General features: G+C 63.3%; 26 protein-coding genes. 15 read left to right on the top strand and 11 right to left on the bottom strand.

Translation table 11 applies throughout. From position 1 onward, the window contains the following. Window positions 1-57: 57 nt before the first annotated feature. The 6 genes from RBB16_RS07770 to RBB16_RS07745 all read right to left on the bottom strand — a co-directional run bounded on the left by RBB16_RS07770 (window position 58) and on the right by RBB16_RS07745 (window position 5,322). Window positions 58-255, bottom strand: a complete 198-nt coding sequence (locus tag RBB16_RS07770) for a DUF2065 domain-containing protein (protein ID WP_071688381.1) — start codon at window positions 253-255, stop codon at window positions 58-60. Window positions 256-258: 3 nt separating this feature from the next. After that, on the bottom strand, window positions 259-1,164 hold the full coding sequence (locus RBB16_RS07765; protein ID WP_306045619.1) for a protease modulator HflC: 906 nt from the start codon (window positions 1,162-1,164) through the stop codon (window positions 259-261). A 3-nt stretch (window positions 1,165-1,167) separates the two neighbouring features. After that, the gene (gene hflK / locus RBB16_RS07760; RefSeq protein ID WP_306045618.1) at window positions 1,168-2,298 is read right to left on the bottom strand and encodes an FtsH protease activity modulator HflK; all 1,131 of its coding nucleotides are present in this window, start codon (window positions 2,296-2,298) and stop codon (window positions 1,168-1,170) included. An 87-nt stretch (window positions 2,299-2,385) separates the two neighbouring features. Continuing rightward, on the bottom strand, window positions 2,386-3,744 hold the full coding sequence (gene gor / locus RBB16_RS07755; protein WP_306045617.1) for a glutathione-disulfide reductase: 1,359 nt from the start codon (window positions 3,742-3,744) through the stop codon (window positions 2,386-2,388). A 91-nt stretch (window positions 3,745-3,835) separates the two neighbouring features. Continuing rightward, window positions 3,836-4,624, bottom strand: coding sequence for a ribose-5-phosphate isomerase RpiA (rpiA, locus tag RBB16_RS07750; RefSeq protein WP_071688385.1), 789 nt, complete (start codon window positions 4,622-4,624; stop codon window positions 3,836-3,838). A gap of 71 nt (window positions 4,625-4,695) precedes the next feature. Beyond that, on the bottom strand, window positions 4,696-5,322 hold the full coding sequence (locus RBB16_RS07745) for a thiamine diphosphokinase (protein ID WP_371931223.1): 627 nt from the start codon (window positions 5,320-5,322) through the stop codon (window positions 4,696-4,698). 172 nt (window positions 5,323-5,494) lie between these two features. On the opposite strand from RBB16_RS07745, the gene RBB16_RS07740 reads away from it, so the two are divergent. Beyond that, on the top strand, window positions 5,495-7,909 hold the full coding sequence (locus RBB16_RS07740) for a hypothetical protein (RefSeq protein ID WP_306045615.1): 2,415 nt from the start codon (window positions 5,495-5,497) through the stop codon (window positions 7,907-7,909). 33 nt (window positions 7,910-7,942) lie between these two features. Here RBB16_RS07740 and RBB16_RS07735 read toward each other — a convergent pair whose 3' ends face one another. After that, window positions 7,943-8,182, bottom strand: a complete 240-nt coding sequence (locus tag RBB16_RS07735; RefSeq protein ID WP_306045614.1) for a DUF2842 domain-containing protein — start codon at window positions 8,180-8,182, stop codon at window positions 7,943-7,945. After that, window positions 8,182-9,477 carry an adenylosuccinate synthase gene (locus tag RBB16_RS07730; protein WP_306045613.1) on the bottom strand — a complete coding sequence of 432 codons (1,296 nt, stop codon included), beginning with the start codon at window positions 9,475-9,477 and terminating at the stop codon, window positions 8,182-8,184. The genes RBB16_RS07735 and RBB16_RS07730 overlap by 1 nt, the downstream gene beginning before the upstream one ends. A gap of 224 nt (window positions 9,478-9,701) precedes the next feature. On the opposite strand from RBB16_RS07730, the gene secG reads away from it, so the two are divergent. The 13 genes from secG (at window position 9,702) to RBB16_RS07665 (ending at window position 21,037) form a co-directional block, all read left to right on the top strand. Then, window positions 9,702-10,067, top strand: a complete 366-nt coding sequence (gene secG, locus RBB16_RS07725; RefSeq protein WP_306045612.1) for a preprotein translocase subunit SecG — start codon at window positions 9,702-9,704, stop codon at window positions 10,065-10,067. A 163-nt stretch (window positions 10,068-10,230) separates the two neighbouring features. Beyond that, window positions 10,231-11,874 carry a CTP synthase gene (locus RBB16_RS07720; RefSeq protein ID WP_306045611.1) on the top strand — a complete coding sequence of 548 codons (1,644 nt, stop codon included), beginning with the start codon at window positions 10,231-10,233 and terminating at the stop codon, window positions 11,872-11,874. A gap of 178 nt (window positions 11,875-12,052) precedes the next feature. Further along, window positions 12,053-12,634 (top strand): porin family protein, encoded by a 582-nt coding sequence (locus tag RBB16_RS07715; protein WP_306045610.1) that lies wholly within the window; start codon window positions 12,053-12,055, stop codon window positions 12,632-12,634. Window positions 12,635-12,756: 122 nt separating this feature from the next. Then, window positions 12,757-13,662, top strand: coding sequence for a PhzF family phenazine biosynthesis protein (locus RBB16_RS07710; protein ID WP_306045609.1), 906 nt, complete (start codon window positions 12,757-12,759; stop codon window positions 13,660-13,662). A 45-nt stretch (window positions 13,663-13,707) separates the two neighbouring features. Beyond that, window positions 13,708-14,148: a TerB family tellurite resistance protein gene (locus RBB16_RS07705; RefSeq protein ID WP_306045608.1), complete on the top strand. Its 441-nt coding sequence runs from the start codon at window positions 13,708-13,710 to the stop codon at window positions 14,146-14,148. A gap of 3 nt (window positions 14,149-14,151) precedes the next feature. Then, on the top strand, window positions 14,152-14,841 hold the full coding sequence (locus RBB16_RS07700) for a hypothetical protein (protein ID WP_306045607.1): 690 nt from the start codon (window positions 14,152-14,154) through the stop codon (window positions 14,839-14,841). A gap of 5 nt (window positions 14,842-14,846) precedes the next feature. Continuing rightward, complete coding sequence (locus RBB16_RS07695) at window positions 14,847-15,611, top strand: PhnD/SsuA/transferrin family substrate-binding protein (RefSeq protein ID WP_306045606.1); 765 nt, start codon at window positions 14,847-14,849, stop codon at window positions 15,609-15,611. Between the two features lie 100 nt (window positions 15,612-15,711). Beyond that, the gene (locus RBB16_RS07690) at window positions 15,712-16,491 is read left to right on the top strand and encodes an ABC transporter ATP-binding protein (RefSeq protein ID WP_306045605.1); all 780 of its coding nucleotides are present in this window, start codon (window positions 15,712-15,714) and stop codon (window positions 16,489-16,491) included. Window positions 16,492-16,522: 31 nt separating this feature from the next. Continuing rightward, a complete protein-coding gene (locus tag RBB16_RS07685) occupies window positions 16,523-17,257 on the top strand; it encodes a transporter substrate-binding domain-containing protein (protein WP_306045604.1) in 735 nt (244 codons plus the stop codon). Window positions 17,258-17,314: 57 nt separating this feature from the next. After that, window positions 17,315-18,196: an ABC transporter permease gene (locus RBB16_RS07680; RefSeq protein WP_306045603.1), complete on the top strand. Its 882-nt coding sequence runs from the start codon at window positions 17,315-17,317 to the stop codon at window positions 18,194-18,196. Beyond that, window positions 18,193-19,017, top strand: coding sequence for an ABC transporter permease (locus RBB16_RS07675; RefSeq protein ID WP_306045602.1), 825 nt, complete (start codon window positions 18,193-18,195; stop codon window positions 19,015-19,017). Before RBB16_RS07680 ends, RBB16_RS07675 begins: the two co-directional genes overlap by 4 nt. A 5-nt stretch (window positions 19,018-19,022) precedes the next feature. Beyond that, the gene (locus RBB16_RS07670) at window positions 19,023-19,703 is read left to right on the top strand and encodes a type 1 glutamine amidotransferase (RefSeq protein ID WP_306045601.1); all 681 of its coding nucleotides are present in this window, start codon (window positions 19,023-19,025) and stop codon (window positions 19,701-19,703) included. Window positions 19,704-19,813: 110 nt separating this feature from the next. Continuing rightward, window positions 19,814-21,037, top strand: coding sequence for a DegT/DnrJ/EryC1/StrS aminotransferase family protein (locus RBB16_RS07665; protein WP_306045600.1), 1,224 nt, complete (start codon window positions 19,814-19,816; stop codon window positions 21,035-21,037). Window positions 21,038-21,140: 103 nt separating this feature from the next. Here the strand turns inward: RBB16_RS07665 and phaR are convergent, their stop codons facing one another. The 3 genes from phaR to RBB16_RS07650 all read right to left on the bottom strand — a co-directional run bounded on the left by phaR (window position 21,141) and on the right by RBB16_RS07650 (window position 24,264). After that, a complete protein-coding gene (phaR, locus tag RBB16_RS07660) occupies window positions 21,141-21,695 on the bottom strand; it encodes a polyhydroxyalkanoate synthesis repressor PhaR (RefSeq protein ID WP_306045599.1) in 555 nt (184 codons plus the stop codon). Between the two features lie 177 nt (window positions 21,696-21,872). Further along, window positions 21,873-22,316, bottom strand: coding sequence for a Phasin (locus RBB16_RS07655; RefSeq protein ID WP_071688403.1), 444 nt, complete (start codon window positions 22,314-22,316; stop codon window positions 21,873-21,875). A 136-nt stretch (window positions 22,317-22,452) separates the two neighbouring features. Further along, on the bottom strand, window positions 22,453-24,264 hold the full coding sequence (locus RBB16_RS07650) for a PHA/PHB synthase family protein (RefSeq protein ID WP_371931222.1): 1,812 nt from the start codon (window positions 24,262-24,264) through the stop codon (window positions 22,453-22,455). Window positions 24,265-24,391: 127 nt separating this feature from the next. Here RBB16_RS07650 and phaZ point away from each other — a divergent pair, with 127 nt between their 5' ends. Next, the gene (phaZ, locus tag RBB16_RS07645) at window positions 24,392-25,666 is read left to right on the top strand and encodes a polyhydroxyalkanoate depolymerase (RefSeq protein WP_306045597.1); all 1,275 of its coding nucleotides are present in this window, start codon (window positions 24,392-24,394) and stop codon (window positions 25,664-25,666) included. Window positions 25,667-25,669: the final 3 nt, after the last annotated feature.

Genomic DNA, 25,669 nt, shown 5'->3' with positions numbered 1-25,669 from the left:
GGCCGCGCGGGTCGACATGGCGAAGCCACGGCGAAACCGAAGCTTCCCTTGGCGGGATCAGCCGCCCAGAAGGTTGCTCAGCACCGCCAGCCCGGTGCCGATCACCAGCGCGCCGAACCCCGCAATCCGCAGGGTCTCTTCCGGCTCGTGCTGCATGCGCCGCATCAGGTCCTTCATGAGCGAAGGGGCCAGCGCATAGGCCAGCCCCTCGATCACAAGCACCAGTCCGAGCCCCCAGAGGATCGTCTGGATCATCGTTTACTCCGCAGGCGCGGGCACGACCACAGTGGCACGGCCACCGGGCTGCCCGAAGAAGTCGAAGAACGCGCTGTCCGGGTTCAGGACAATCGACGAGTTCTCACCGTTCAGGGCCCGTTCATAGGCGGTCATGGAGCGGTAGAATTCGAAGAAATCCGGGTCCTGACCGAAGGCTTCCGCGAAGATCCGGTTCCTCTCGGCATCGGCCTCACCTCGGATGATCTCGGCTTCGCGGTTGGCATCCGATACCAGTTCGACCACGGTCCGGTCGGCCTGGGCGCGGACGCGCTGTGCGGCTTCCTCACCGCGGGCGCGTTCGTCGGTGGCTTCCCGTTCGCGTTCCGCCCGCATCCGGGCGAAGGTGGCTTCGAGGTTCTGAAGCGGCAGCGCGGTCTGCTTCAGACGCACGTCCAGCACATCAAGACCGAGCGGCGCGGCCAGGGCGCGGGCCTGAAGGGTGATGCGCTGCATCAGCTCGGCCCGATCCGAGGACAGGATGGTGTTCGACGTGACCCCATCAGCACCCAGAACAGCCCGGATCTGCGGGTTCAGGATGTCTTCGAGCAGCCGGTCGGCCTCGCGGATGCCGCCCACACCGACAGCCAGACGGAACTGGCGGGTGTCGATGATGCGGTAGCGGGCGAAGGCGTCAACGACCAGACGCCGGTCATCCGAGGGCGTGACCTCGATCGGCGCGGTGTCGAGCGACAGGATGCGGTCATCGTAGAACACGACCTGTTCGAAGATCGGAATGCGGAAGTTCAGCCCCGGCTCCTCGATCTCGGTGCGGATGTCCCCGAAGCGCAGCACCAGCGCGCGCTGGCGTTCGTCGACAATGAAGACCGAGCTCATGAGGATCGCCACGACGATCACGATGGCGGGGATGATGAAAGTTGCCTTGCGCATGGCTCAGTTCCCCCGGCTGCGAAGTTCATTGAGCGGCAGGTAGGGCACGACGCCCCCCATTCCGCCAGCGGCGTCGGTGTCGAGGATGATGGTGTCCATCCCGCCGAGCACCCGTTCCATGGTTTCGAGGTAGAGACGGGTCCGGGTCACATCGGGCGCTTGCAGGTATTCCTCAAGCACGGCGGCGAAGCGGCTGGCTTCACCCTGGGCTTCGTTCACGACGAGCGCGCGGTAGCCTTCGGCCTCTTCGAGAAGCTGCGCGGCTTCACCGCGTGCCCCTGCGAGCACCTGGTTGGCATAGGCGTCGGCCTGACGTTCCAGCCGGTCGCGTTCCTGTTCGGCGGCCTGCACGTCGCGGAAGGCGTCGATCACTTCGACCGGCGGGTCGGCGCGGTCGAGGTTGAGACGCACAACGTTGATGCCGGAATCATAGCTGTTCAGCGTGGTCTGGATCAGTTCCTGCACGGTGTCGGCGATGATCTGACGGTCGCGGTTCAGGATCGGGGCCAGTTGCGATGCGGCGATGATCTCGCGCATGGCAGCCTCGGACACGGCGCGCACGGTGGCCTCCGGTTCCGCAAGGTTGAAGAGATAGGCTTCGGGGTCGGAAATGTTCCAGACCACTTCGAAGTCGATATCCACGATGTTTTCATCGGTGGTCAGCATGAGGCCGGTGTCACCACCGCCCGAGCGGGCAATGCCGATGGATTCCGTCCGGTTGGTCGTGACTTCGACGATCTCGGCGGTGACCAGCGGCCAGGGTGCAAAGTTGAGGCCCGGATCGCGGACGGCAAAGCGTTCGCCCAGGAACAGCTCGACCGAGCGTTCTTCCGGCGCGACCGTGTAGACCGAGGCATAGGCCCAGAGCGCCGCTGCCGCGACGAGGCCGATGATCACGGTGCCACGGCCGAACTGCGGGCCTTCGCCTCCGCCGGAACCGCCGCTGCCGCCACCGCGACCGCCCATCAGGACGCGCAGCTGTTCCTGGCCCTTGCGGACGATCTCGTCAATTTCGGGGATCTGCTGACCCTCGCCCGGACGTCGCCCGCCGCGATTGTCATCGTCATTTCCCCTGTTTCCTCCGCCACCAGAGCCGCCACCGCCGCCCCAGGGTCCGCCAGAATGTCCAGCCATGCCGGTTTCTACCCCTTGTTATTGCGTGAGCGCGCCCGCAAGGCGCACCCGTTTCCATACGCTACCTGTGCCCCTTGGCCCGGAAAATCAAGCCGTGCGCACAGGTGTTTTCATCGTGACCAGTTCCTCGGCCATGGTCGGATGCACCGCCATGGTCCGGTCGAAGTCCTCTTTCGTGGCCCCCATCTTGACGGCGATGCCCGCCAGCTGGATCAATTCACCCGCGTGATCGCCCACCAGATGCACGCCCAGAACCTTGCGCGTATCGGCACAGACAATCAGCTTCATCATCACCCGTTCCTCATGCCCGGCAAAGAGCGTCTGCATGGGGCGGAAGGCGGCAGAGTAGACCTCGATGGGGCCAGCATCGCGCGCCTGTTCCTCGGTCAGACCAACGGTGCCCAATTCGGGCTGCGTGAAGACAGCGGACGGGATCAGGTCATGGTCAGCCTTGCGCGGGGTGCCGCCGAAGACCGTGTCGGCAAAGGCGTGACCTTCGCGGATCGCCACCGGCGTCAGGTTCACCCGGTCGGTCACGTCGCCCACTGCGAAGATCGAGGGGATGTTGGTCTGGCTGTAATCATCGACCTTGATCTCGCCATTGCGGCCCATCTCGACGCCGATCTCCTCCAGTCCCAATCCAGTGCTGTTGGGTTTGCGGCCCGTGGCGTAGAGAACCTTTTCGAAGACCTGCTCCATCCCGTTGGAGGCCTTGACCCAGATACCCTCCTCCACGGCTTTCATCTCCAGCACATCGGTGCCTACATGCAGCTCCACCCCGCGGGCCTGCATGGCATCGGCCACATGACCGCGCGCCTCGTCGTCAAAGCCACGCAACACCTGCGCGCCGCGATAGAATTGGGTCACTTCTGTACCGAGGCCGTTGAAGATGCCGGCAAATTCACAGGCGATATAGCCGCCCCCGACAATGAGAATGCTTTCGGGCTGCCTGTCGAGTTTGAAAACCTCGTTCGAGGTCATCACGAGGTCAGAGCCCGGGAAGTCCGGCACGAAGGGCCAGCCGCCGGAAGCGACAAGAATATGTGCAGCGGTGAAGGTCTGGCCATCAGACAGTTCCACCGTGTGGGGGTCTTTCAACACAGCGCGGGCGTTATGCGTCACCACGCCGGACCGGTCCAGATTGCCGCGATAGGCCGCTTCCAGCCGGTCAAGCTCTGCATCCAGCTTGCTGCGGAACTTGGTCCAGTTGAACCCGTGCACCTCTGCATCCCAGCCATAGGCGGCGGCATCATGAACCTGACCGGGATAGCCCGAGGCATAGACCATCAGCTTTTTGGGAACGCAGCCGCGAATGACGCAGGTACCGCCCATGCGGTATTCCTCTGCCAGACCGACCCGCGCGCCATGTTCCGCCGCGATCCGGCCCGCGCGCACACCGCCCGAGCCGCCGCCGATGACGAAAAGATCATAGTCAAACTGGCTCATGGCCTGCTCCTCAATCGCTGTTTGTGACGTGCCGCAGCTAGGGGGTTGCCTGCAAAAGGGCCATACGCATCAGCGCACAAGCCCCCGTGCATCAGTCCGAGACGTCCAAGAACAGGTTATCGGTGTCGATGATGTCGATCTGCTCGTGTTCGACGGTGCCGTTGTTGATGTCGCGCACTTCGACGCTGCCATCGCCCGCGCCGATGATCACGATATCGCAGATATCCAGGAACAGGCCGTTTTCCACGACGCCGGGGATCTGGTTGAGGACCAGAGACACCTGCTGCGGGTTGGGAATATGGCGCAGATGCAGGTCGAGGATGAAGTTGCCCTCATCCGTGCGGAACGGCTGGTCATTGGCCAGCCGCAGCGAGGTCGTGGTTCCCAGCACGTCGAGATTGCCCAGCATCTCCTCGATCAGCGCCTTGGAGGTCTGCCAGCCGAAGGGGATGACCTCGACCGGCAGCGGGAAGGCGCCAAGCGTTTCCACCTGTTTGGTTGCATCCGCGATAACGATCATTTGATCCGAGGCGGTGGCGACAATCTTTTCCTGCAACAGCGCCCCGCCGCCACCCTTGATCAGGTTCAGATGCGGGTCGTATTCATCCGCCCCGTCAATGGTCAGGTCCAGCCACTTGACCTCATCGAGGGTGGAAATCGGCACGCCCACCTGCCGCGCCAGGTCCGCCGTGCGGGTCGAGGTGGCGACGCCGGTCACGCGAATGCCCTCTTCGCGCACCATCTCGCCCAGACAGCGCACCATCCATGCGGCGGTCGACCCGGTCCCAAGCCCGACGCGCATGCCGTCCTCGACATAATCCACCGCCCGCTTGGCGGCCACGAACTTGGCTTTATCAATAGGAGAGAGCTCTGCGGTCATCGGCTTGCCCGTTTTGGTTCCGTCACGAGGCTATTACACAAGCAGGCCGCGCGGCGCGAGGGAAAAACCCCTCAGAACAGCGCCGAAACCGCCGCGGGAAGGTGCTCTTTGGGCAGGATCACCAGCATCGCAGGCTGATCGACCTCAAGGCGCACCTCTTCGGCCACCACCCGGTTCGAGGTGCCGATGGCCCGACCCGGAGCGAAGGCAATGCCGTCAATGGGCCATTGCAGCCCGTCCGAGCTGCCGCTGACCGCCGCCATGGGAAACAAGGACAGCCGCGTCCCGACGGGCAGCACCAGCCGCAAGGCGGGCGGGCAGAGAAAGACGATATCCTCCTCGGCCACGACAATGCAGCGCGGGACAGGGCAGCGGATCAGTGTGTGCCAGGCGGCCAGTTCATGATCCGTGCGCCCTCCGGTCATCCCGAGCGCCAGAACGCCGGGCGCATCGATTCGGGCCAGCGCCTTCTCGAAATCGGTGCTTTCCTGCTCCGATACGTGGACCAGCCTGTCAGCGGGCAACTCTGCGCGGGCCTTTGCCGACAGGGAATCGAAATCGCCAACCACCAGATCGGGCACATATCCCAGTTCCAGCGCCCGATCCGCCGCCCCGTCAGCCGCCACCAGCACTGGCGCTTTTCTCAAGGAATCGGCAAGATCACCTGTGTTAACGTCGCCACCGCCCAATATTGTCACCAAAGTGTCATATCGGAAGGACCCAGATGCGCTTTCCAAATTCTCGCCGTTTTTCGCGTCAGAAATCACTGAATGGCCCCAATGCCGTCCCGTTTGGCTGGAATAGGTTTGTTACACCTTTTCTCAAGATGGTAAATTCCGGGATCGAACTCGGACGAGCAGAGATTGAGCCATGAGCGACGAAAACAAGATCCTTACAGTATCCTACGGGACGTTCTCCTGCACCTTGGAAGGGTTCGACAATCCGTTCGAGGCAATGAAGGCCATTGCGGAATACTTCCGTGATCTCGCCGCCGGTGACAGGTTCTTCGGGGCGGAACCCCCGACCCCCGACACCGAAACGCTACACCGGATCACCGAGGACGCCATCCAGGCCCGCGTCGATGCGCGGATCATGGAAAGCGGACTGCTGCTGCGCCCCTCGGCCTATCGTGATGCGGATGACGCGGAACCGCTGGATGCAGGCGATGTGACGGAGGCTGCGGCTCCGCAAATGGCGGCGGAAATCTCTGACGCGGAAGACGCCGATGCTGATGCCGCGCCCGAGATGGAAGCACCAGACGCCGAAGCAGAGCCGGAGGCAATGGGCGAAGAGGCCGCTGACGCCGGGGACACGCCGGTTGCGGAAGATGACGCTGCTGAAGATGATCGGGCCGAGCCCGTAGAAGAACCCGCCGCAGAGGATGCGACGGAAGTGGACGTTGTGGACAGCAGCCCGGCCGAGGAAGACACCGCCGCCGAAGCGGAGACCGGGGAATCGGCTGACGCAGAATCCCAGGCAGACGCTGTCGCCGCCACGGACGACCAGCCTGAAGCGGTTGCAGAGGCAGATGCCGAACCGCAGGCAGAAGCCCCCCGCAGCGATTCCATCGCCGCAGCCGCTGCGATGGCCGGTGCCGCCTTTGCCGCTGCCATGGCAGATCCTGCCGAGGCCGCTGCCAGCGAAGAGCCTGAAGAAGAGGCCACTGTGGACGCTGCGGAGTACAGTGCCGAGGACGCTCTGCCCGACACGGCCGCACCCGGCGAAGCCGGAGAGGACACGCTGTCCGCCGTGATGCAGGCCATGGCGACGGTTGCGGATGACGATCTGGAAGATGATGCCGCCGAAGCCCCGCAAGCCATCGCCGAGACCGAAGACGACACGGATGGCGCCGCAGAGGATATCGCTGCCGCACTGGCGGACAGCATCGCTGCCGCCGATGACGTGATCGAAGACGCCGCCGAGGAACTCGAAGACACCGCCACCACCATGGCGGAAGAGGTCTCGGATCAGGCGCAAGAGGTCGTTGAAGACCTGACCGAGGCGGCACGCGAACCCGCCGAGGACAGCTACCCCGACCCCGACAGCGTGGCCGCCAAGCTGGCCCGCATCCGTCGCGTCGTGGCCATGGAAGAGGACGAAGAGGCCGCCCCCGCAACCGGATACAGCGAGGACGAAGACGATAGCGACCCTTTTTCCGATGGTCCGGCCGCTGAAGCGGCAGAAGACACCGCCCCGGAGGCCGTGACCGAACCCCACCCTGTCGCCACCGAACAGGACGCCCCCGAGGCTGAACCCGCGTCAGCACAGGCGCCCGCCCGCGCCCCGCGTGTCTGGGTGATCCGCGGCCGCGCACCCGAGGCACAGAATGCGCCCGAAACCGCTGACGCCAGCCCGGCCGCAGCCGAGGCAACGGCTGCGGCGGACGTTCCCGCCGAGGAAGACGCCACACTGGCACCGGATGCAGAAGCCGAGTTGCAGCGCGAACTGGCGCAGATCGAAGCCGAACGCGAAGCCCGCCGCGCCGAACGCGAAGCCCGCCGCCAGCACATGAGCGGCGGCGATGTGGCCGAGGCCAATGTCAGCCGCCTGTTTGACGCGACCGACAGCCACCTGTCCACCGATGAAAGCACCCGTCGCCGGGCCAATATCGAACACCTGAAAGCCGCCGTTGCGGCCCGTGCCGCCGAAGAACAGCTGACCGGCCCGCAAGAGCCGCGTGACGACACCGCCCAGTATCGTGAAGATCTGGCGCAGGTCATGCGCCCGCGCCGGGTTCAGAACAACGGCCGTCGCCGGTCCGACCGCCCGGCCAGCGAACAGCCGCGCCAGACGCCGCTGGTTCTGGTCTCCGAACAGCGCGTCGACGAGGGCAACAACCGCCCCGCCCCGCAGGCCAGCATCGTGCGCCCGCGCCGGGTGACCCGTGGTGGGGCCGCCCTGGCCCATGCGCAGCAGGAGGACCGGGACGAGGATCAGGCCGCGCCATTGACGCTCGCCGCGAATGACCGCGTGACGCGCATGCCAGAGCCCGAGGAAAACCTGTTCGACACGGACCAGAGCTTTCACGCCTTCCTGCAGGAACAGGACATCGAGGACCTCACCGAAGTGGCCTCGGCCGCCTGCGGGTTTCTGGCCGTGCAGCGCGGTCAGCAGGTCTTCAGCCGCTCGGAAGTCATCCGCATGGTGCAGGACCGCCCCGGCGACAGCGTAACCCGCGAAGAGGCGATCCGTGCCTTTGGCAGGGTTCTCAATGACGGCCAGATCGAGAAGATCCGGCGCGGTCAGTTCCGGCTATCGCCTCGCTCGCCCTATTCGAACGACTGATCCGGCAGCATACACGCTGAACCGCGCCCGGGCCTAGTCGCCTGGGGTCTCGTCGTGCCCGGCATCGGGGTCGGCCTGTCCCACGCCCTTGAAGATGGCACGGAAGGGCAGCGCCCACAGGATGCCGAGCGCGATGTAGATGCCCAGTTCCAGCAGGATCGAGGGCCGGTCAAACAGGCTGAGCAGGAACCAGGCCAGCCCGATATAGACCGGCAGCCCCACCAGCAGGATGATCAGCGACCAGCGGCGCCGCGCTTTGTAGGACAGCGCCATCAGTCGGCAAACGGGTCGGTCACGAGGATCGTGTCGTCCCGCTCCGGGCTGGTGGACAGAAGCGCGACGGGGCACTGGATCAGCTCCTCGACCCGGCGCACATATTTGATCGCATTGGCAGGCAGATCGGCCCAGGACCGCGCGCCCTCGGTCGATTCCGACCAGCCGGGCATTTCCTCGTAGATCGGTTTGCAGCGCGCCTGCTGGTCAGCCGCCGTGGGCAGGTAATCCAGCCGTTCGCCGTCGAGATCGTAGGCCACGCAGATTTTCAGCGTCTCGAACCCGTCCAGAACGTCGAGCTTGGTCAGTGAGATGCCGTTGATGCCTGACGTGGCGCAGGTCTGGCGCACAAGGCAGGCATCGAACCAGCCGCAGCGGCGCTTGCGGCCCGTGGTGGTGCCGAACTCATGCCCGCGTTCGCCAAGGCGCTGGCCGTCCTCATCCTCCAACTCGGTCGGGAACGGGCCTTCGCCCACGCGGGTGGTGTAGGCCTTGACGATGCCAAGCACGAAATCGATGGCATTGGGGCCGATGCCGACGCCGGTCGCGGCCTGTCCGGCGATGACGTTCGAAGAGGTCACGAACGGATAGGTGCCGAAGTCGATATCCAGCAACGCGCCTTGCGCCCCTTCAAACAGGATCCGTTTGCCAGCACGGCGCTTTTCATTCAGCACCTTCCAGACCGGCGCGGCAAAGGGCAGGATCTGCGGCGCGATCTCTTTCAGCGCAGCGATCAGCGCGTCGCGGTTGACGGGGTCGATCCCCAGCCCACGGCGCAGCGGGTCGTGATGTTGCAGCGCGCGGTCAACGCGGGCGATCAGGGTGGACTCATCCGCCAGATCGGCGACACGGATGGACCGGCGGCCCACCTTGTCTTCATAGGCGGGGCCGATGCCGCGCCCGGTGGTGCCGATCTTGGTGCCCTTGCTGGCCGCCTCTTCGCGGGCGCGGTCAAGCTCGCCATGAATGGGCAAGATCAGCGGCGTGTTCTCGGCGATCATCAGTGTTTCGGGCGTGATGTCCACCCCCTGATCGCGCACGGTGGCGATCTCGTTCATCAGGTGCCACGGGTCCAGCACCACGCCGTTGCCGATGACACTGAGCTTGCCGCCGCGCACCACGCCGGAGGGCAGCGCATGCAGCTTGTAGACCTTGCCGTCGATGACCAGCGTATGGCCGGCATTGTGCCCGCCCTGGAACCGGGCGATGACGTCTGCGCGCTCGCTCAGCCAGTCGACGATCTTGCCCTTGCCTTCGTCGCCCCACTGGGCGCCCACGACAACCACATTGGCCATGTCCGAGGTTCCTTCCTGATCAAACCGGGCCGTGTATAGCGATGGCCTTGCGCCTGCGAAACCGGAAAGTGTGGCCCGAATGGACGCAGCCCCGCGCGGCAAAGCCCGGTCGAGCGCACAATCCCGGCAATTCGTGCTGCAACTGCATGGTGAAGGCTCTTGCGGCGGCCTGACGCATCCCATAAGTAGGCTCCAAAGAATGCAAGGCCCGGGAAGCTGCCCACATGGAAAACGTCATCCTCGTCGTCCACCTGATCCTGGCCATCTGTCTGATCGGCGTAGTCCTGCTGCAACGGTCCGAAGGTGGCGGTCTCGGCATGGGCGGCGGTGGCGGTGCGATGACCGGGCGCCAGGCGGCAACGGCACTTGGCAAGATCACCTGGATCTTCGCGATTGCATTCCTGGCCACCTCGCTGACCCTGACCATCATTGCCGCCCAGAATTCTTCTGGCGGCTCGGTGCTCGACCGCATCGGAGCAGCGCCTGCCGAATCTTCGGAAGATACCGCGGTTCCGGCCCTTCCTGGGGACGGTCCGTTGCTTCCGCCCGCTGAAACCGATGCGCCGCTGGTTCCGCCGCGCGCTGACTGACCTCAATAAATCTTGGGGTTACGGCCCTTATTCAAACACCATCTAGCGGCCGGCTTGCCCTGACCGTGCGAATCCTGTTATCCTCAAATCCCGTGAAATAGGGATTGAGCGACCGGGATTTGCAGTCTTTGGCTGACCGGTCCGGCACGGGGGATTGCACCACATGGCGCGATACATCTTCATCACCGGCGGGGTTGTGTCCTCGCTCGGGAAAGGTCTGGCATCCGCGGCTTTGGGGTCGCTGTTGCAAGCCCGTGGCTTCACGGTCCGGCTGCGCAAGCTCGACCCCTATCTGAACGTCGATCCCGGCACCATGTCGCCCTTTGAACATGGCGAGGTGTTCGTCACCGATGACGGGGCGGAAACCGATCTGGACCTCGGCCATTACGAACGCTTCACCGGGGTTCCCGCCTGCAAGACCGATTCCGTCAGCTCGGGCCGAATCTATTCCAACGTGCTGGAGAAAGAGCGGCGCGGCGAATACCTGGGCAAGACCATTCAGGTGGTTCCCCACGTCACCAACGAGATCAAGGAGTTCCTCGCCATCGGTCAAGACGATGTCGATTTCATGCTGTGCGAAATCGGCGGCACCGTGGGCGATATCGAGGGTCTTCCGTTTTTCGAGGCGATCCGCCAGTTCAGCCACGACCAGCCGCGCGGGCAATGCATCTTCATGCATCTGACCCTGCTGCCCTATCTGGCGGCCTCAGGCGAGCTGAAGACCAAACCTACGCAGCACAGCGTCAAGGAATTGCAATCCATCGGGATCGCGCCCGATGTACTGGTCTGCCGGTCGGAGCAGCCGATCCCCGACAAGGAACGCGAAAAGATCGCGCTGTTCTGTAACGTCCGCAAAGAGGCGGTCGTCGCGGCCTATGACCTCAACTCGATCTACGAGGCGCCGCTGGCCTATCACCGCGAGGGATTGGATCAGGCGGTGCTGGATGCGTTCGGCATCTCACCCGCGCCGCGCCCCGATCTGAGCGTCTGGCACGACGTGGCGGACCGCATCCACAACACCGATGGCGAGGTGCGTATCGCCATTGTCGGCAAATACGTGCAGCTCGAAGACGCCTACAAGTCCATCAAGGAGGCGCTGACCCATGGCGGCATGGCCAACCGGGTGAAGGTCAAGGCCGAATGGATCGACGCCGAGATCTTCGACCGCGAAGACCCGGTGCCCTATCTGGAAGCCTTCGACGCGATCCTCGTGCCCGGCGGCTTCGGCGAGCGGGGCACCGAGGGCAAGATCAAGGCCGCGCAATTCGCCCGCGAACACAAGGTGCCCTACCTGGGCATCTGCCTAGGCATGCAGATGGCGGTGATCGAGGCGGCGCGGAACCTCGCCGATCTGGGCGATGCCGGGTCGGAAGAGTTCGACCATGAATCCGGCAAGAAGCGGTTTACGCCCGTGGTCTATCACCTCAAGGAATGGGTGCAGGGCAACTACACGGTGAAACGCAAGGTCGATGACGACAAGGGCGGCACCATGCGGCTCGGCGCCTATGACGCGACGCTGAAAGAAGGGTCTCTGGTGTCGAAGGTCTATGGCTCCTGCGCGATCGAGGAACGCCACCGCCACCGCTACGAGGTCGACATCAAGTACCGCGAAGCGCTGGAGGAAAAGGGGCTGATCTTCTCGGGCATGTCGCCCGACGGCGCCCTGCCAGAGATTGTCGAACATGAAGGCCACCCGTGGTTCATCGGCGTCCAGTTCCACCCGGAGCTGAAGTCGAAACCCTTCGAACCGCACCCGCTGTTCCGCGATTTCGTGCGCGCCGCGAAGGAAAACTCGCGCCTCGTCTGACGATCAACCGACTGAAATAAATAAGCAATTCAGCCCCCGCCCGGATGTCCGGCGCGGGGGTTAACTTTTCTGTCACTGTCTTTGAACCGTCGCCCGGCCTGCAACGACCTATCCTTGAAAGCCATTTCAGCAGCTTCTCATCACCGCCATAGGCCATAAACGACCAAGGACTTTTATCATGACCAAAACCTTTACCCCCCTTGCCTCCGCCATTGCCCTTGCCGCCGCTCTGGCTGCCTCCTCGGCCCATGCCGACGCGACCAGCTTCGACGGCTTCTATGGCGGTCTCGCCATCAGCTCTGTCGGGCTCGACCCGAACTTCTCGGCCTCCTCGATCAGCAACGAAGTGGGCTATGAGCTGTTCGTAGGGTATAACCATGCCCTGAACAGCAACTGGGTTGTCGGCGGCGAACTGAGCTACGGTGCCTCCGGCGGTCACAACGTGTCCGGCGGGGCCACCATCGTCGATCTTGAAAACATGATGACGATCAGCGCCCGCGCCGGCTATGTCTTTGACAACACGATGATCTATGGCCGCGTTGGCTATCAGACCGGCGATCTCGCCATCTCGACCTCTGCGGTCACGCCCGATCTTGACGGCGCGGTCTTCGGTCTGGGTGTCGAGCATATGTTCACCGACACGATGTCCGGCCGCATCGAGCTGAGCCACTCGGTTCTGGACCTGTCGGGCACGGGCGTTCCCGCCGGGGCCGAACTGGACCGCACCGCCCTGTCGATCGGCGTCGCCTTCCACTTCTGATCCCACATCCTCGCGACATCGGCGGGCGGGTGCAGCAATGCCCCGCCCGTTTTCTTTGGCTTGCATCCCGCGCCGCTTTCAGCGCCAACTGATTGGACGCTTCCCACGGAAAGGCCTGCCCGATGACTGCCCTGCCCTTCGCCACCTGCGATGTTTTCACCGACCGGCCATATACCGGCAATCCGCTGGCCATCGTTGAGCAGGCCGACGGGCTGACCACGGCGCAGATGCAGACCATGGCGCGGGAATTCAACCTGTCGGAAACCATTTTCGTGCAGACGCCCGACGACCCCGAACACAGTGCCAAGGTGCGCATTTTCTTTCCCACGGCAGAGATTCCCTTTGCCGGTCACCCCACCATCGGCTGCGCCATCCATCTGGCCAGGCAGCGCAACGCGGGCACGGATTGGGACGATCTGATCACGCTGGAGGAAGTGGCCGGACTGGTCCCCGTGACCGTCTGCAGCCGTGACGGGCTGATCCGGGCGGAATTCACCGCTCCGCAGTTGCCCGCCCCGCTTGGTGGCGACACAAGCCCCGAACTGATCGGCAAGGCGCTTGGCCTGTCGGCGGGACAGATCGGCTATGGCAGCCATGTGCCACGGGTCTGGAAGGCCGGGCCCGATTTCCTGTTCGTGCCACTGGCCGGACCCCATGCGCTGGCCGCCGCCAAGCCCACGGGCGCGGCCTGGGCCGAACTGGCCCGCAACACCAACGAATCGGTGTTCCTGTACACCCCTGCGGGCGACCATACGTTCCGCACCCGCATGTTTTCCCCCGATCATGGCATCCCGGAAGATCCCGCCACCGGATCGGCCTCGGCCATCTTTGCGGCACAACTGCTGGCGGGTGGCGACCTTGACCCGGAAGGCAGCACCGCCTTTACCCTGAACCAGGGGGTAGAGATGGGGCGCCCCTCGGAAATCGGGCTGACCGTCGCGTGTTCGGGCGGCAAGATCAGCGCCATCCGGGTCGCTGGCAGCGCCGTTCCGGTCATGTCCGGCCACATCATGCCGCCGCCGGACTGAACCTTTGGACTTGGCAGTCGCGAGACATCCGCTTATCTGGGAAACATGTTCGGAGATCTCATAAGACGCCTGACGGCCCCGGAACCCGCCCCCTTGCCAGAGCTGGACGCTCAGCTCTCGCTTGCCGCTTTGCTGGTGCGCATCGCCAAGAGCGACGGCCACTACGATGAACGGGAACTGGCCCGCATCGACAAGATCCTTGCCGAACACCACGGGTTGAATCCGGTCGAGGCAGCCAAGCTGCGCGCGCAGGCCGAACGGCTGGAGCACGAGGCCCCGGACACCGTCCGCTTCACCCGCGCGATCAAGGACGCCGTGCCCTACGAGGACCGCGAAGCGGTGATCGAGGCGCTCTGGGCCGTGGTGCTTGCCGATGGGGTGCGCGACCACGAGGAGGATGCGTTGATGCGCATGACCACCAACCTTCTAGGCGTCAATGACCGCGACAGCGCGCTGGCCCGTCAGCGGGTCGAAGCGCGGGGTTAGGCGATGCTGCGGGCGCTGCTGGCCAGCCTGGTTCTGGCCATGCCCGCACCGGCGCAAGGAATCGAACCCGCCGACTTTCCCGCCGTGGCGAGAGACGCGCTCGCCATTGTCGATTTCGAGATCCTGCCGCCCCGCGCGGAACCCGGCTATTCCGTCGATCACGGGATTGCCTTTGCAGGGGGACGCATGGGAACCGGCTTTGCCGGGCAGCGCATAGGGGCCGAAAACGGCTTCGACCTTCTCGGGGGGCGGCCCTCGGGGCCGCTGGCGCTGGTCACCGGCCCCGCAGGCAGGGGGCTATCCGTGGCAACGCATCGCGGCTTCGGCTCGATGGCGGTCTATCCCCTTGGCCCGGCAGGCTTTCCCGCCCTAGAGGCACGGGGCGAGGGCAGCATTGCGGTGCTGTTTGACGAGGATATCTGCCAGGTTGGAATGCGGGTTCACAGCGATTATCCGGACCCGCTCGGCGCTTATTCGACCGCTCGCGGTGAGGTTTTGCTGACAGCTTACGACCGTGAGGGAACCCGTTTGGGCCAGCTCTCGTTTCAACTGCCGCTCGGCATGTCGGCCCATGGCTTGCGCAGCGCTGACAGCCGGTCCACCATCGCCGGGCTGACAATCGAAAACACAGATCCCGGTGGCATCGCGATTGACGATCTTGCCTTCGGCCCCTGCGCCCAGACCCTTGGATAGACCTGATGCATGCCTCTCTGCCCATGTATGACCGCCCGGAAATGCGGGACCAGACGGACCGCTTCTGGGCCTTGACCCGCGATGCGCTTCGCGACCTTGGCATGGATGCGCCCGAGGCGCTGACGCGGGAGTTTGCAAGCCCCTGGAACCTGTGGCAATCGCCCGACCTGCTGCTGTCGCAGACCTGCGGGCTGCCCCTAAGGGCGCGGCTCCATGACAAGGTGCAACTGGTCGCCACACCGGATTTCGCGCTGCCCGGTTGTGCGCCGGGACATTACAACTCGGTCCTGATCACACGGGCCGAGCAGTCAGACACCCCGATGACAGCGCTTCTGAAAGGCCCTATCGCGATCAATGAGGGGCTGAGCCAATCCGGGTGGGGGGCGCTCTGCCGTTATGCGGCTGATCTGGGTCTCACACCCGCCCGACCGATCCTGTCGGGCGGCCACGCAATGTCTGCCCGCGCGGTGCTGGACGGTCGGGCCGATCTGGCTGCCATCGACGCCCACACCTGGCGACTGCTGCTGCGCTATGAACCCGACCTCATGGCGCTAGTCGAACGCGGCCGTACCGCCCCCACCCCGGCGCTGCCGCTGATCACCGCCCAGGGCCGCGACCCGGAGCCGCTGATCCTTGCGCTGAACACGGCACTTTCCGCGCTGCCCGATCCGGACCGCCAAACGCTCGGACTGGCCGGGTTCGCCCGCCTTCCGCTTGCCGATTACATGGCGCTGCCGGTGCCGCCAAATCCCGACGATCTGCCGCAATGACGGGCAAATCCACGGGTGGACCCGAGGTCACCCGACAGATGCGCATTGCATTTACGCCATTTTTGCGCAGAAATCGCTGAGGTCCACAGGGAACGATAGAGTGACAGACCAAGCACCGCCCGTCATCGAAATCACGGGACTACACAAGAGTTTCGGAAATCTGCACGTTCTGAGGGGCGTCGACATGCGGGCCCGCGCGGGTGACGTGGTGTCGCTGATCGGGTCATCGGGGTCGGGTAAGTCCACGCTTCTGCGCTGCGCCAACCTGCTGGAGGACAGCCAGGAGGGCGTGATCGCCTTCGAGGGCGAGGAGGTGCATTGGAAAGGCTCCGGCCATGGCCGCCACCCGGCAGACCGCGACCAGATCCGCCGCATCCGCACCAACCTGTCCATGGTGTTCCAGCAGTTCAACCTGTGGGCGCATATGACCATCCTGCAAAACGTGATGGAGGCGCCGGTCACGGTACTTGGCCGCGACAAGGCCGAGGTGGAGAAAGACGCGCGCATGTATCTCGACAAGGTGGGCATCGGCGACAAATGCGATGCCTGGCCTGCGCAATTGTCGGGCGGGCAGCAGCAGCGGGCGGCGATTGCCCGTGCGCTCTGCATGCAGCCACGTGCGCTTTTGTTCGACGAACCGACGTCGGCGCTCGACCCGGAGCTGGAACAGGAGGTGGTGAAGGTCATCAAGGATCTCGCCGCCGAGGGGCGCACCATGATCCTCGTGACCCATGACATGCGGCTGGCCCGCGATGTGTCGGACCATGTCGTGTTCCTGCATCAGGGCAAGATCGAAGAAGAAGGCAACCCCGAGGACCTGTTCGGCAACCCCAAGACGGAACGCCTTCAGCAATTCCTCAGCCACACCACGTCAATCTGACGAATACCAACAACCAACTGGGAGTAAGACAATGAAAAAACTCGCATTTTCCGCCGCCATCCTGGCGCTGACGGCAGGCGCGGCATTCGCCGACGGCCATGGCCGCACCATCCGCATGGGCACCGAGGGCGCCTACCCTCCGTATAACTTCATCAACGATGACGGCGAAGTGGACGGGTTCGAGCGGGTTCTGGGCGATGAGCTGTGCGCCCGCGCGGGCCTCACCTGCGAATGGGTCACCAATGACTGGGATTCGATCATCCCCAACCTGACCTCGGGCAACTACGACACCATCATCGCGGGCATGTCGATCACCGACGAGCGCGACGAGGTCATCGACTTTACCCAGGATTACATCCCGCCGACCCCGTCGATCTATGTGGCGCTGTCCGATGATGTGGACCTTGCCACCGGCGTGATCGCGGCGCAGGCCAACACCATCCAGTCGGGCTATATCGCGGAATCCGGCGCCACCCTGCTGGAATACGCGACCCCCGATGAAACCGTCGCCGCCGTGCGCAATGGCGAGGCCGACGCGGTCTTCGCCGATATCGACTTCCTCACCGACATCACCGACGAAGACGCGGAACTGATGGTCGTGGGCGACCCGGTGCCGCTTGGCGGTGGTGTGGGCATGGGCCTGCGTGAAACCGACGGCGAACTGCGCGAAATGTTCAACGCGGCCATCACCTCGATGAAGGAAGACGGCACGCTGAACGCGCTGCTGGTCGAGTGGTTCGGCGACGACGTTCCGACCTACGAATAATCCGACCCCGGCGCGCGGCGGGTCCGCCTTGCCGCGCGCCAATACCTGCGAGGTCCGATGTTCGAGTTCTGCGCCGATCCTTCCACGCTGGACACAGCCCCATGGTTCGCCTGTTACCTGACCAACGGCGTCCATATGCTGTTCTATCAGAGCTTCCTTACAGTGCTGCTGCTTCTGGCCATCACCGCCCCCGTGGCGCTGGCCTTCGGCTTCGTAGGCGCAGCGGCCAGCCGGTCGCATATCCTGCCGATCAGCTGGATGGGCAAGCTCTACACCTCGATGGTGCGCGGCGTGCCGGACATCGCCTTCTTCCTCTTCTTCGTGATCGCGCTCGATCAGGCGCTGGAATGGGTCAATCACCAGATCCAGTGCCCCGACTGGGACGAGCCCATTCGCCAGGGCGCGAATTTCGTGGTCTGCCAGGCGGCGAAAATCCCGCTCAGCTCCGCCCCGCAATGGGTGCACGAGGTTTATAACTACTTCATCGCGGTCTTCACCTTCTCGATCGTGTTCGGGGCCTTTGCCGCCAACGTCCTGTTCGGGGCCATGCGGGCGGTGCCCCGCGCGCAGCTGGAAACCGCCGAGGCCTATGGCATGACCCGCCGCCAGACCTTCTGGCGCATCCTTGTTCCACAAATGTGGATCTACGCGCTGCCGGGGCTGTCGAACCTGTGGATGATCCTGATCAAGGCCACACCGCTGCTGTTCCTTCTGGGGGTCGAGGATATCGTCTACTGGGCCCGCGAACTGGGCGGCAGCCGAACCTCGCAATATGCCTATCCGCATCCCGACTGGCGGCTGTGGTATTTCCTGGCGCTGCTGGTCTTCTATCTGGGCTTCACCCGCGTGTCGGAAGTCGTGCTTGCCCGCATCACCCGGCGCCTCAGCCACGGGCAGGCCACCGCTGGCGGTGAAGCGCAAGGAAAGGCCGCGGCATGAGTTGTTGGGAAACCGTCCAGGCCTATGCCTTCCGCTCGCTAGGGTTTGGCGAACGCCTGTTGCCGCGCGGCGAGATCAGCCTGTGCGAGCAGGTCACCCTGATCGGCTCGGGCATGATCTGGAATATCTATTTCGGGGTGCTGGCGCTGTTCTTCGGGTTCTTCTTTGCCGTGACGCTGGCCGTGGCCAAGAACAGCCAAGCCAAATGGGCGCGCAAACCGGCGGAGTGGTTCATCTTCGTCTTCCGGGGCTCGCCGCTCTTCATCCAGTTCTTCCTGGCCTATTTCGCATTGGTCCGCCTGCCCGAGGAAATCGGCACGCTCGATATCAGCTGGCTGACCGATCCCTTCGCCAAGGCTTGGCTCGGGGCGCTTATCGTGCTGTTCCTGAACACCGCCGCCTATGCCGGTGAGATCTTCTATGGCGCACTGCGCTCGATCCCCAAGGGCGATCTGGAGGCCGCCGATGCCTATGGCATGTCGGGCTTCAAGCGCTTCCGCCGGGTCGTCTACCCGACCATGCTGCGCCTTGCCTGGCCCGCCTATACGAATGAGGCGATCTTCCTTTTCCACGCCACGACGCTGGTCTATTTCTCGGGCTTTCCCGCCTTTCGCCAGCAGGGCGATGCACTCTACTATGCCAGCTATTTCGCGGACCGGACCTTCAACCCCTTCGTGCCCTATCCGATCGTGGCCATCTTCTTCATCATCCTGACGCTGATCGTCATCACGGTGTTCAGCCTGATCAACCGCCGCCTCAACCGCCACCTGCCCGCCGAGCGCCGCGCCCGCGTGCGCTACAGGCCGAACCTGATCCGGTAGGCCCAATGCGGATCGGCATCCTTCAGGCGGAGGAGTTCGACGCCCCCACTCAAGCCGCGCTTGGCCCCTATCAGGGGCTCTTTGAGCGGTTGCTGGAGGGGCACGGGTTCAGCTACCGGAGCTGGAATGTCGAAGCGCTGGAATTGCCCGATCACATGGACGAGGCCGAGGGCTGGCTGATCACCGGGTCCACCGCCGGGGCCTATGAAGACCATGCGTGGATTGCGCCGCTGGAAAACACGATCCGGGCCATTCAAGCCAGCGGCAAGCCGCTTGTGGGCATCTGTTTCGGGCACCAGATCATCGCGCAGGCGCTTGGCGGTCGGGTCGAAAAACACACGGGCGGCTGGTGTGTGGGCCGCCATGTCTACCAGATCGAAGGGCGGGACGTGCCCCTGAATGCCTGGCATCAGGATCAGGTTGTCGCCCTGCCCCCTTCTGCGCGGCGACTCGGCCAATCCCCGTTTTGCGAAAACGCGGTCCTGGCCTATGGCGAGACCGGTCTGACCTATCAGCCGCATCCGGAGTTCGATACCGAGGTGACCGGGTATTTTGCCCGCGCGCTCAAGGGCGGCGCGGTCCCCCAGTCCCTGCTAAGCGAGGCCGAGGACAGTCTGCATCTGCCAACCGAAGGCAGCATGATCGGCCAGCAGATCGCCGCGCATTTCCTGCAGAACCGGGGCTGAACCGCGGCCAAAGAGGACAGAAATCGGCTGAGGCGGCGAGTTCTGTCTTTGACCTGTTACGATTCCGATGTAAAGAAATTCGAAATACTGATTTTCGAAAAGGTGAAATCATGGCGCTCGCCCCAAATGTCTATGACGCCGAGCCGATCCCGGAAAGCGCCCGCGCCGAGGTGGAGCGGTTGCTTCTGACAGGCGATCTCTTCCGCTACACGGCCCCCGAAGATGCGCCGGTCAGCCTGCTGGAGCGTGAATTCGCGGACATGATGGGGATGAAATACGCGCTGGCGGTGTCCTCCTGCTCTGCCGCGCTCTTCCTCTCGCTTCTGGGTCTCGGGTTGAAACCCGGCACCCGCGTGCTGATCCCCGCCTTCACCTTCGCCGCTGTTCCTTCTGCCGTGGTGCATGCCAACTGCCAGCCGGTTCTGGTCGAGGTGGGAGAGAATTACCGCGTCGATATGGAGGACTTCGCTGCCAAGCTTGATGACAGCATCGGCGCGGTCATCATCAGCCATATGCGTGGCCACACCTCTGACATGGATGCTATCATGGCGCTCTGTGATGCGCGCGGCATCCCGGTGGTCGAAGACGCGGCCCATTCGCTCGGCACCACATGGCACGGGCGCAAGATCGGCACGATCGGGCGCGTGGGCTGTTTCAGCTTCCAGTCCTACAAGCTGGTCAATTCCGGCGAGGGCGGCATCCTGGTGACCGATGACGCGGATCTGGTGGCACGCGCGGTGATCATGTCCGGCGCCTATGAGCATAACTGGGCCAAGCACAAGGGACCCGAGGGCGACAATACCGGCGATCTTGCTGCCGCCTTTGCCCGCTGGCAGAACAAACTGCCACTCTATAACCTGCGCCTGTCGAACCTATCGGCTGCCATCATCCGCTCGCAACTGCCCGAAGTCGCCCGCCGGGTGCGCGATGGCCGGCGCAACCACGATTATGTGGCCGGGCTGCTGAACAGCTCGCCCTGGCTGTCGGTGCCCCCCGCCCTTCTGCCGGAAGACCGGGCACCGGACTCGATCCAGTTCAATCTGGTGGGTTTCACCGATGACTCTGAGGCCCGCGCTTTTGCAGACGCGGCAGCGGCCCGTGGGGTCAAGGTGCAGGTCTTTGGCCTGTCCACCGACAATGCCCGCGCCTTCTGGAACTGGCAGTTCATTCCCGGCGACCAGCCCGATCTGCCCCGGACGCGCGCCATGCTGATGCGGGCCTGCGATGTGCGCCTGCCGGCGCGGCTTCAGACGGATGATCTCGATTTCATCGCCTCGGCTCTTCTGGCTGCAGCCGAAGACGTGAAATCCCAGACCCGCGCCTACGGGACCTGACGAAAACTTTTCACGAAAAGTTTTGAAAAAGAAGATTTTTCCAGAAAAATCTTCCGGCTTTCGCGCCTGAAGGATTTTCGGGAAAATCCTTCTTCGTCGCGGATCACAGCTTGGACAGTTTCGACTGAAGCTCGGCCAGTTGTTTCTTGATCTCGGAAAGCTCGTCCCCGGCCTCTTCGCCGCCCTCGTCCTCCGATGCGGCAGGCCCCGACCACTGGCCGGACATGCCGCCGGTCATGGCTTTCATGAAGGCCTCTTGCTGCGCGCGCATCGCCTCGAACCCAGGCATGCTGGCCATCGGGTTCAGCGCGGTCATGTTCTCGACCATTTTCGACTGTCCGTCCCGCAGCATCTCGAAAGACATGGCCAGAAACTCCGGCACGACGCTTTGCGCCTGCGTGGTGTAGCTGCGCACCAGATCGGTCAGCACCCCGATGGGCAGCACGCTTTCACCGCGGCTTTCGTGTTCGGCGATGATCTGCAGCAGGTATTGCCGGGTCAGGTCGTCGCCCGATTTCAGATCGACGATCTTCACCTCGCGGCCTTCGCGAATGAAGCCTGCGATGTCTTCCAGCGTCACATAGTCCGACGTCTCGGTGTTGTAGAGCCTGCGGCTGGCATAGCGCTTGATCAGCAACGGTGCATTCGTGTCAGCCATAGCCAACTCCCTTATCCCTTACACTGCATTGCAGCATGCAGAGCCTAGTCCTTTGTGCACAAAAAGCAATCACCTGACCGCACAAAAGAAAAGGACGGGCCCGGGGCACGGGTCCGTCCTTCTGGAATTCGCGCGGAGTGGGAGGAAATCCGGGCGAAATCAGGGCTGTCTGGCGCCTCAGGCGGCAGCAGCTTTCTTGGCAGCGGTGGTCACCTCGGCGGTGGCTTTCTTGACGGCTGCGGTGGCTTCTTCCGAAGCTTCCTTGCCGGCGGCCATCATCAGCTCGACGGTTTCCATCTGCACTTTCTTGGCGACCTCTGCGAAGGCGGCCAGGGTTTCGGCGGTCATTTCAGCCTGAGCCGATGCGAAATCGGTCATCGACTTGGTGTAGGCGGTCGGCTCGTCCTTGACCTTTGCAACATCGCCAAGCTTGGCCAGGGTGTCCTTGGTCCACTGGGTCGAGATCTCGGTCGACTTTTCGGCGGCTTCCAGAGCAACCTTGGAGAACTTCTCGCCCATTGCGGCGGAAGATTTGAAGGCGTCGTTATAGGCGGTCATGTCAACGGGGAAAGCAGCCATTGCTTCGTTGATGTATTTGGTGAAATCGTTGGTCTTGGCCATGGGTCTGTCTCCTGTTTGTCCCGCTCGGGGACGGTAGGGTTTGAATTCTGCGTATGCGAAAGAATATGCATGCTGCAGCGCAGCAAATCAAGTCTTTTTCTGCACCGCAGCAAAATATTCGCAAACCCCTTGGAAATCAGCCCTTTGTCGTCACCAGAACATAGGTTCCAGGCGCATCGCCAAGCGTTTCATGGCCCGACTCACCCGGTTCGCGGGCGGGAACCTGCGCCCCTGACCGGCGTTGCAACCACTCTTCCCAAACCGGCCACCACGAGCCCTCATGGAATTCCGCGCCTTCCAGCCACGCGTCCGCGGTGCCTTTGACCTTGGGGTTCAGGAAGTGGCCGTATTTCTTCTTGGACGGTGGGTTGATGATGCCGGCGATATGGCCCGACTCGGACATGATGAAGGTCTTGTCGCGGCTGCCGAACTGCGAAAAGCCGCGATAGCAGTTCTTCCAGGGCGCAATATGGTCGGTCTTGGTTCCGACGGAACAGACCGGCAGCTTGATGTCGCGGATGCTGACCGTTTCACCCAGAATCTTGAAGCCTCCCTCGGCCAGCTCATTGCCCTGACAAAGCTGGCGCAGGTACTGTTTGACCATCCGGCCGGGCAGGTTGGTGCTGTCGCCGTTCCAGTAGAGCAGGTCGAAGGCGGGCGGCGCCTCGCCCATCATGTAGCTGCGCACGGCAGGGCCGTAGACCAGATCGTTCGAGCGTAGGAAGCTCATGGTCTTGGACATGAAGAAACTGTCGAGGATGCCCTTCTCGGTGACTTGCCGCTCGATCGCGTCGACGAAATCATCCTGCAGGAAGACGGTAAACTCCCCCTGATCGCTGAAATCGGTGAGCGTGGTAAAGAAGGTGGCCGACTTGATCGACTTGTCGCCGCGTTTCTGCATCAGCGCCAGCGTCGCCGACAGGGTCGTGCCCGCGATGCAATAGCCCACGGCATTGACCTGTTTCTCGCCGGTGATCTCCTTGGCGACCTCGACCGCCTGAAGATATCCCTCCTCGATATAATCCTCCAGCCCGACCTCGGCATAGCTGGCATCTGGGTTCACCCAGCTTACGACAAACAGCGTATAGCCCTGCTCGACGATCCAGCGGATCAGCGAGTTCTGGGGCTTGAGGTCCATGATGTAGAACTTGTTGATCCAGGGCGGGAAAATCACCAATGGCGTGCGATAGACCGTGTCGGTCTTGGGCGCGTACTGAATCACCTCCATCATCCGGTTGCGGAACACGACCTTGCCTTCCGCGGTGCCGATGTTTTCACCCACCTTGAAGGCATTGGGGTCCGACAGGGTCGGCAGCAGCTCACCCTTGTTGGCCTCGATGTCGCGGACAAGGTTTTCCAGCCCGTCCACGAGGCTCTGCCCATCCGTGTCGATGGCCTTCTGCAGCGCGTCGGGATTGGTGGCGAGGTAATTCGTCGGCGCGAAGAGGTCGATGATCTGGCGGGAAAAGAACTCCACCCGGCTCTTTTCCTTCGGGGTCAGCCCCTCCAGCTCGGCCATGGATTGCTCGATGGCGTCGGAATTCAGCTCGTACTGTTTGCGCACGAAGCGGAAATAGGGATGTGTGCGCCACATCGGGTTGGCAAAGCGCTTGTCCTTCGGGGCATCGTCGTCTTCGGGCATTTCGAACTGCCCGGCTGCAAGCGCCTGCTGCGTTTCGATGAAATTTTCCACCGCCTTCGACCAATAAGCCACCTGATGGCCCATCAGCTTGGTGGGGTTTGTCAGCATCTCGTTGAACAGCGCCGACCCCGCTTTCACATACAGATCCTGCCCCGGCCCGGACATGCCCGCGTCGGTTGTCAGGTCCTTCTGTCCGAGGGCGGCCACCATCCGTTTGGACAGCTCCTCCATCTTCGCGAGATTCGCATTGAGGCGTTCAAGATTGTCCCCCATGTCGCTGTCTCCTCCGTCTGCGTGCTGTGCCATGACTTGATTTTGCCCTCTCAATGCTGCATGTGCATATAAGCCTTGCCAGGGTGAGGGGGCAAAGCGACGAAATGATCCGGGTCCGACTGGACCGGTCGTTCCTCAGTTTTGCAGGAGTCACAGCGCGATGAAACATCTTCTTACCTACGACATGATGGAATCGATCCGTGTGACCAACCAGTGGCTCGGGTCCACCGCACGCGCGATGTGCGGCTACCCCCAGCTTGGGTTGATCCCGAATCCGATGATCAAGCTGACCGCCGCCTGGGGCGAGGTCATGGAACGCAGCTTCGAACGGATGATCGCCAAGCCCGACTGGAACATCCATTCCATTCCCGGTGCCGATGGTCGCGACCATCTGGTCGATATCGAATGCGTGATGCCCCGCCCCTTTGGCGACCTGATCCGGTTCAAGGTGCAGGGCCGCGCGCCCACGGGCCGCAAGGTTCTGCTGGTTGCGCCGATGTCGGGCCACTACGCGACGCTGCTCCGCTCGACCGTGGTCAGCCTGCTGCCCGATTGTGACGTCTACATCACCGATTGGCACAATGCGCGCGACATTCCGGTGTCGGAAGGCAAGTTCGATATCGAGGATTATACGCTCTACCTCGTTGATTTCCTGCGCGAAATGGGGCCAGATACCCATGTGATCGCAGTCTGTCAGCCTGCGCCCCTCGCGCTGGCCGCCACCGCCTATCTGGCCGAGGAAGACCCCGACGCACAGCCCCGGACGCTGACCTTGATCGGCGGCCCGATCGACCCCGACGCCGCCGCGACCGACGTCACCGATTTCGGCAACCGCATCACCATGGGCACGCTGGAACGCCATGTCGTTCAGCGCGTCGGCTTCAAGTATATGGGCGCGGGCCGGATGGTTTATCCCGGTCTTCAGCAGCTCAGCTCCTTCATGGCGATGAACGCGGAAAAGCACGCCAAGGCGTTCTCCAACCAGATCCTTGCCGTCGCCAAGGGCGAAGCCTCGGATCATGACAAGCACAACCGGTTCTACGACGAATATCTCGCCGTGATGGACATGACGGCGGAATTCTACCTGTCCACCGTCGAACGCATCTTCAAAGGGCTGGAGATTGCACAGAATCGCTTCACCGTCGCGGGCAAGCAGGTCGATCTGGGCAAAATCACCACCGTCGCGGTGAAAACAGTCGAGGGCGGCAAGGATGATATCTCGGCCCCCGGTCAATGTGTCGCTGCGCTGCGGCTATGCACCGGCCTGCCGGAAGAGAAGAAGGCCAACTACCTGGAACCGAACGCCGGGCATTACGGCATCTTCGCCGGGAAAAGCTGGCGCACCAACATTCGCCCGCTGGTGCTGAACTTCATCGACGCCAATTGCGATGTTCCCAAGACCCCGGTCAGCGCCGTCACCACGGCCGCCGAATGATCC

It is taken from the genome of Nioella sp. MMSF_3534 (assembly GCF_030732985.1).
GTDB lineage: Bacteria > Pseudomonadota > Alphaproteobacteria > Rhodobacterales > Rhodobacteraceae > Nioella.
Note: the sequence above shows the minus strand (reverse complement) of the source record. Positions and strands in the feature narration are given on the sequence as shown.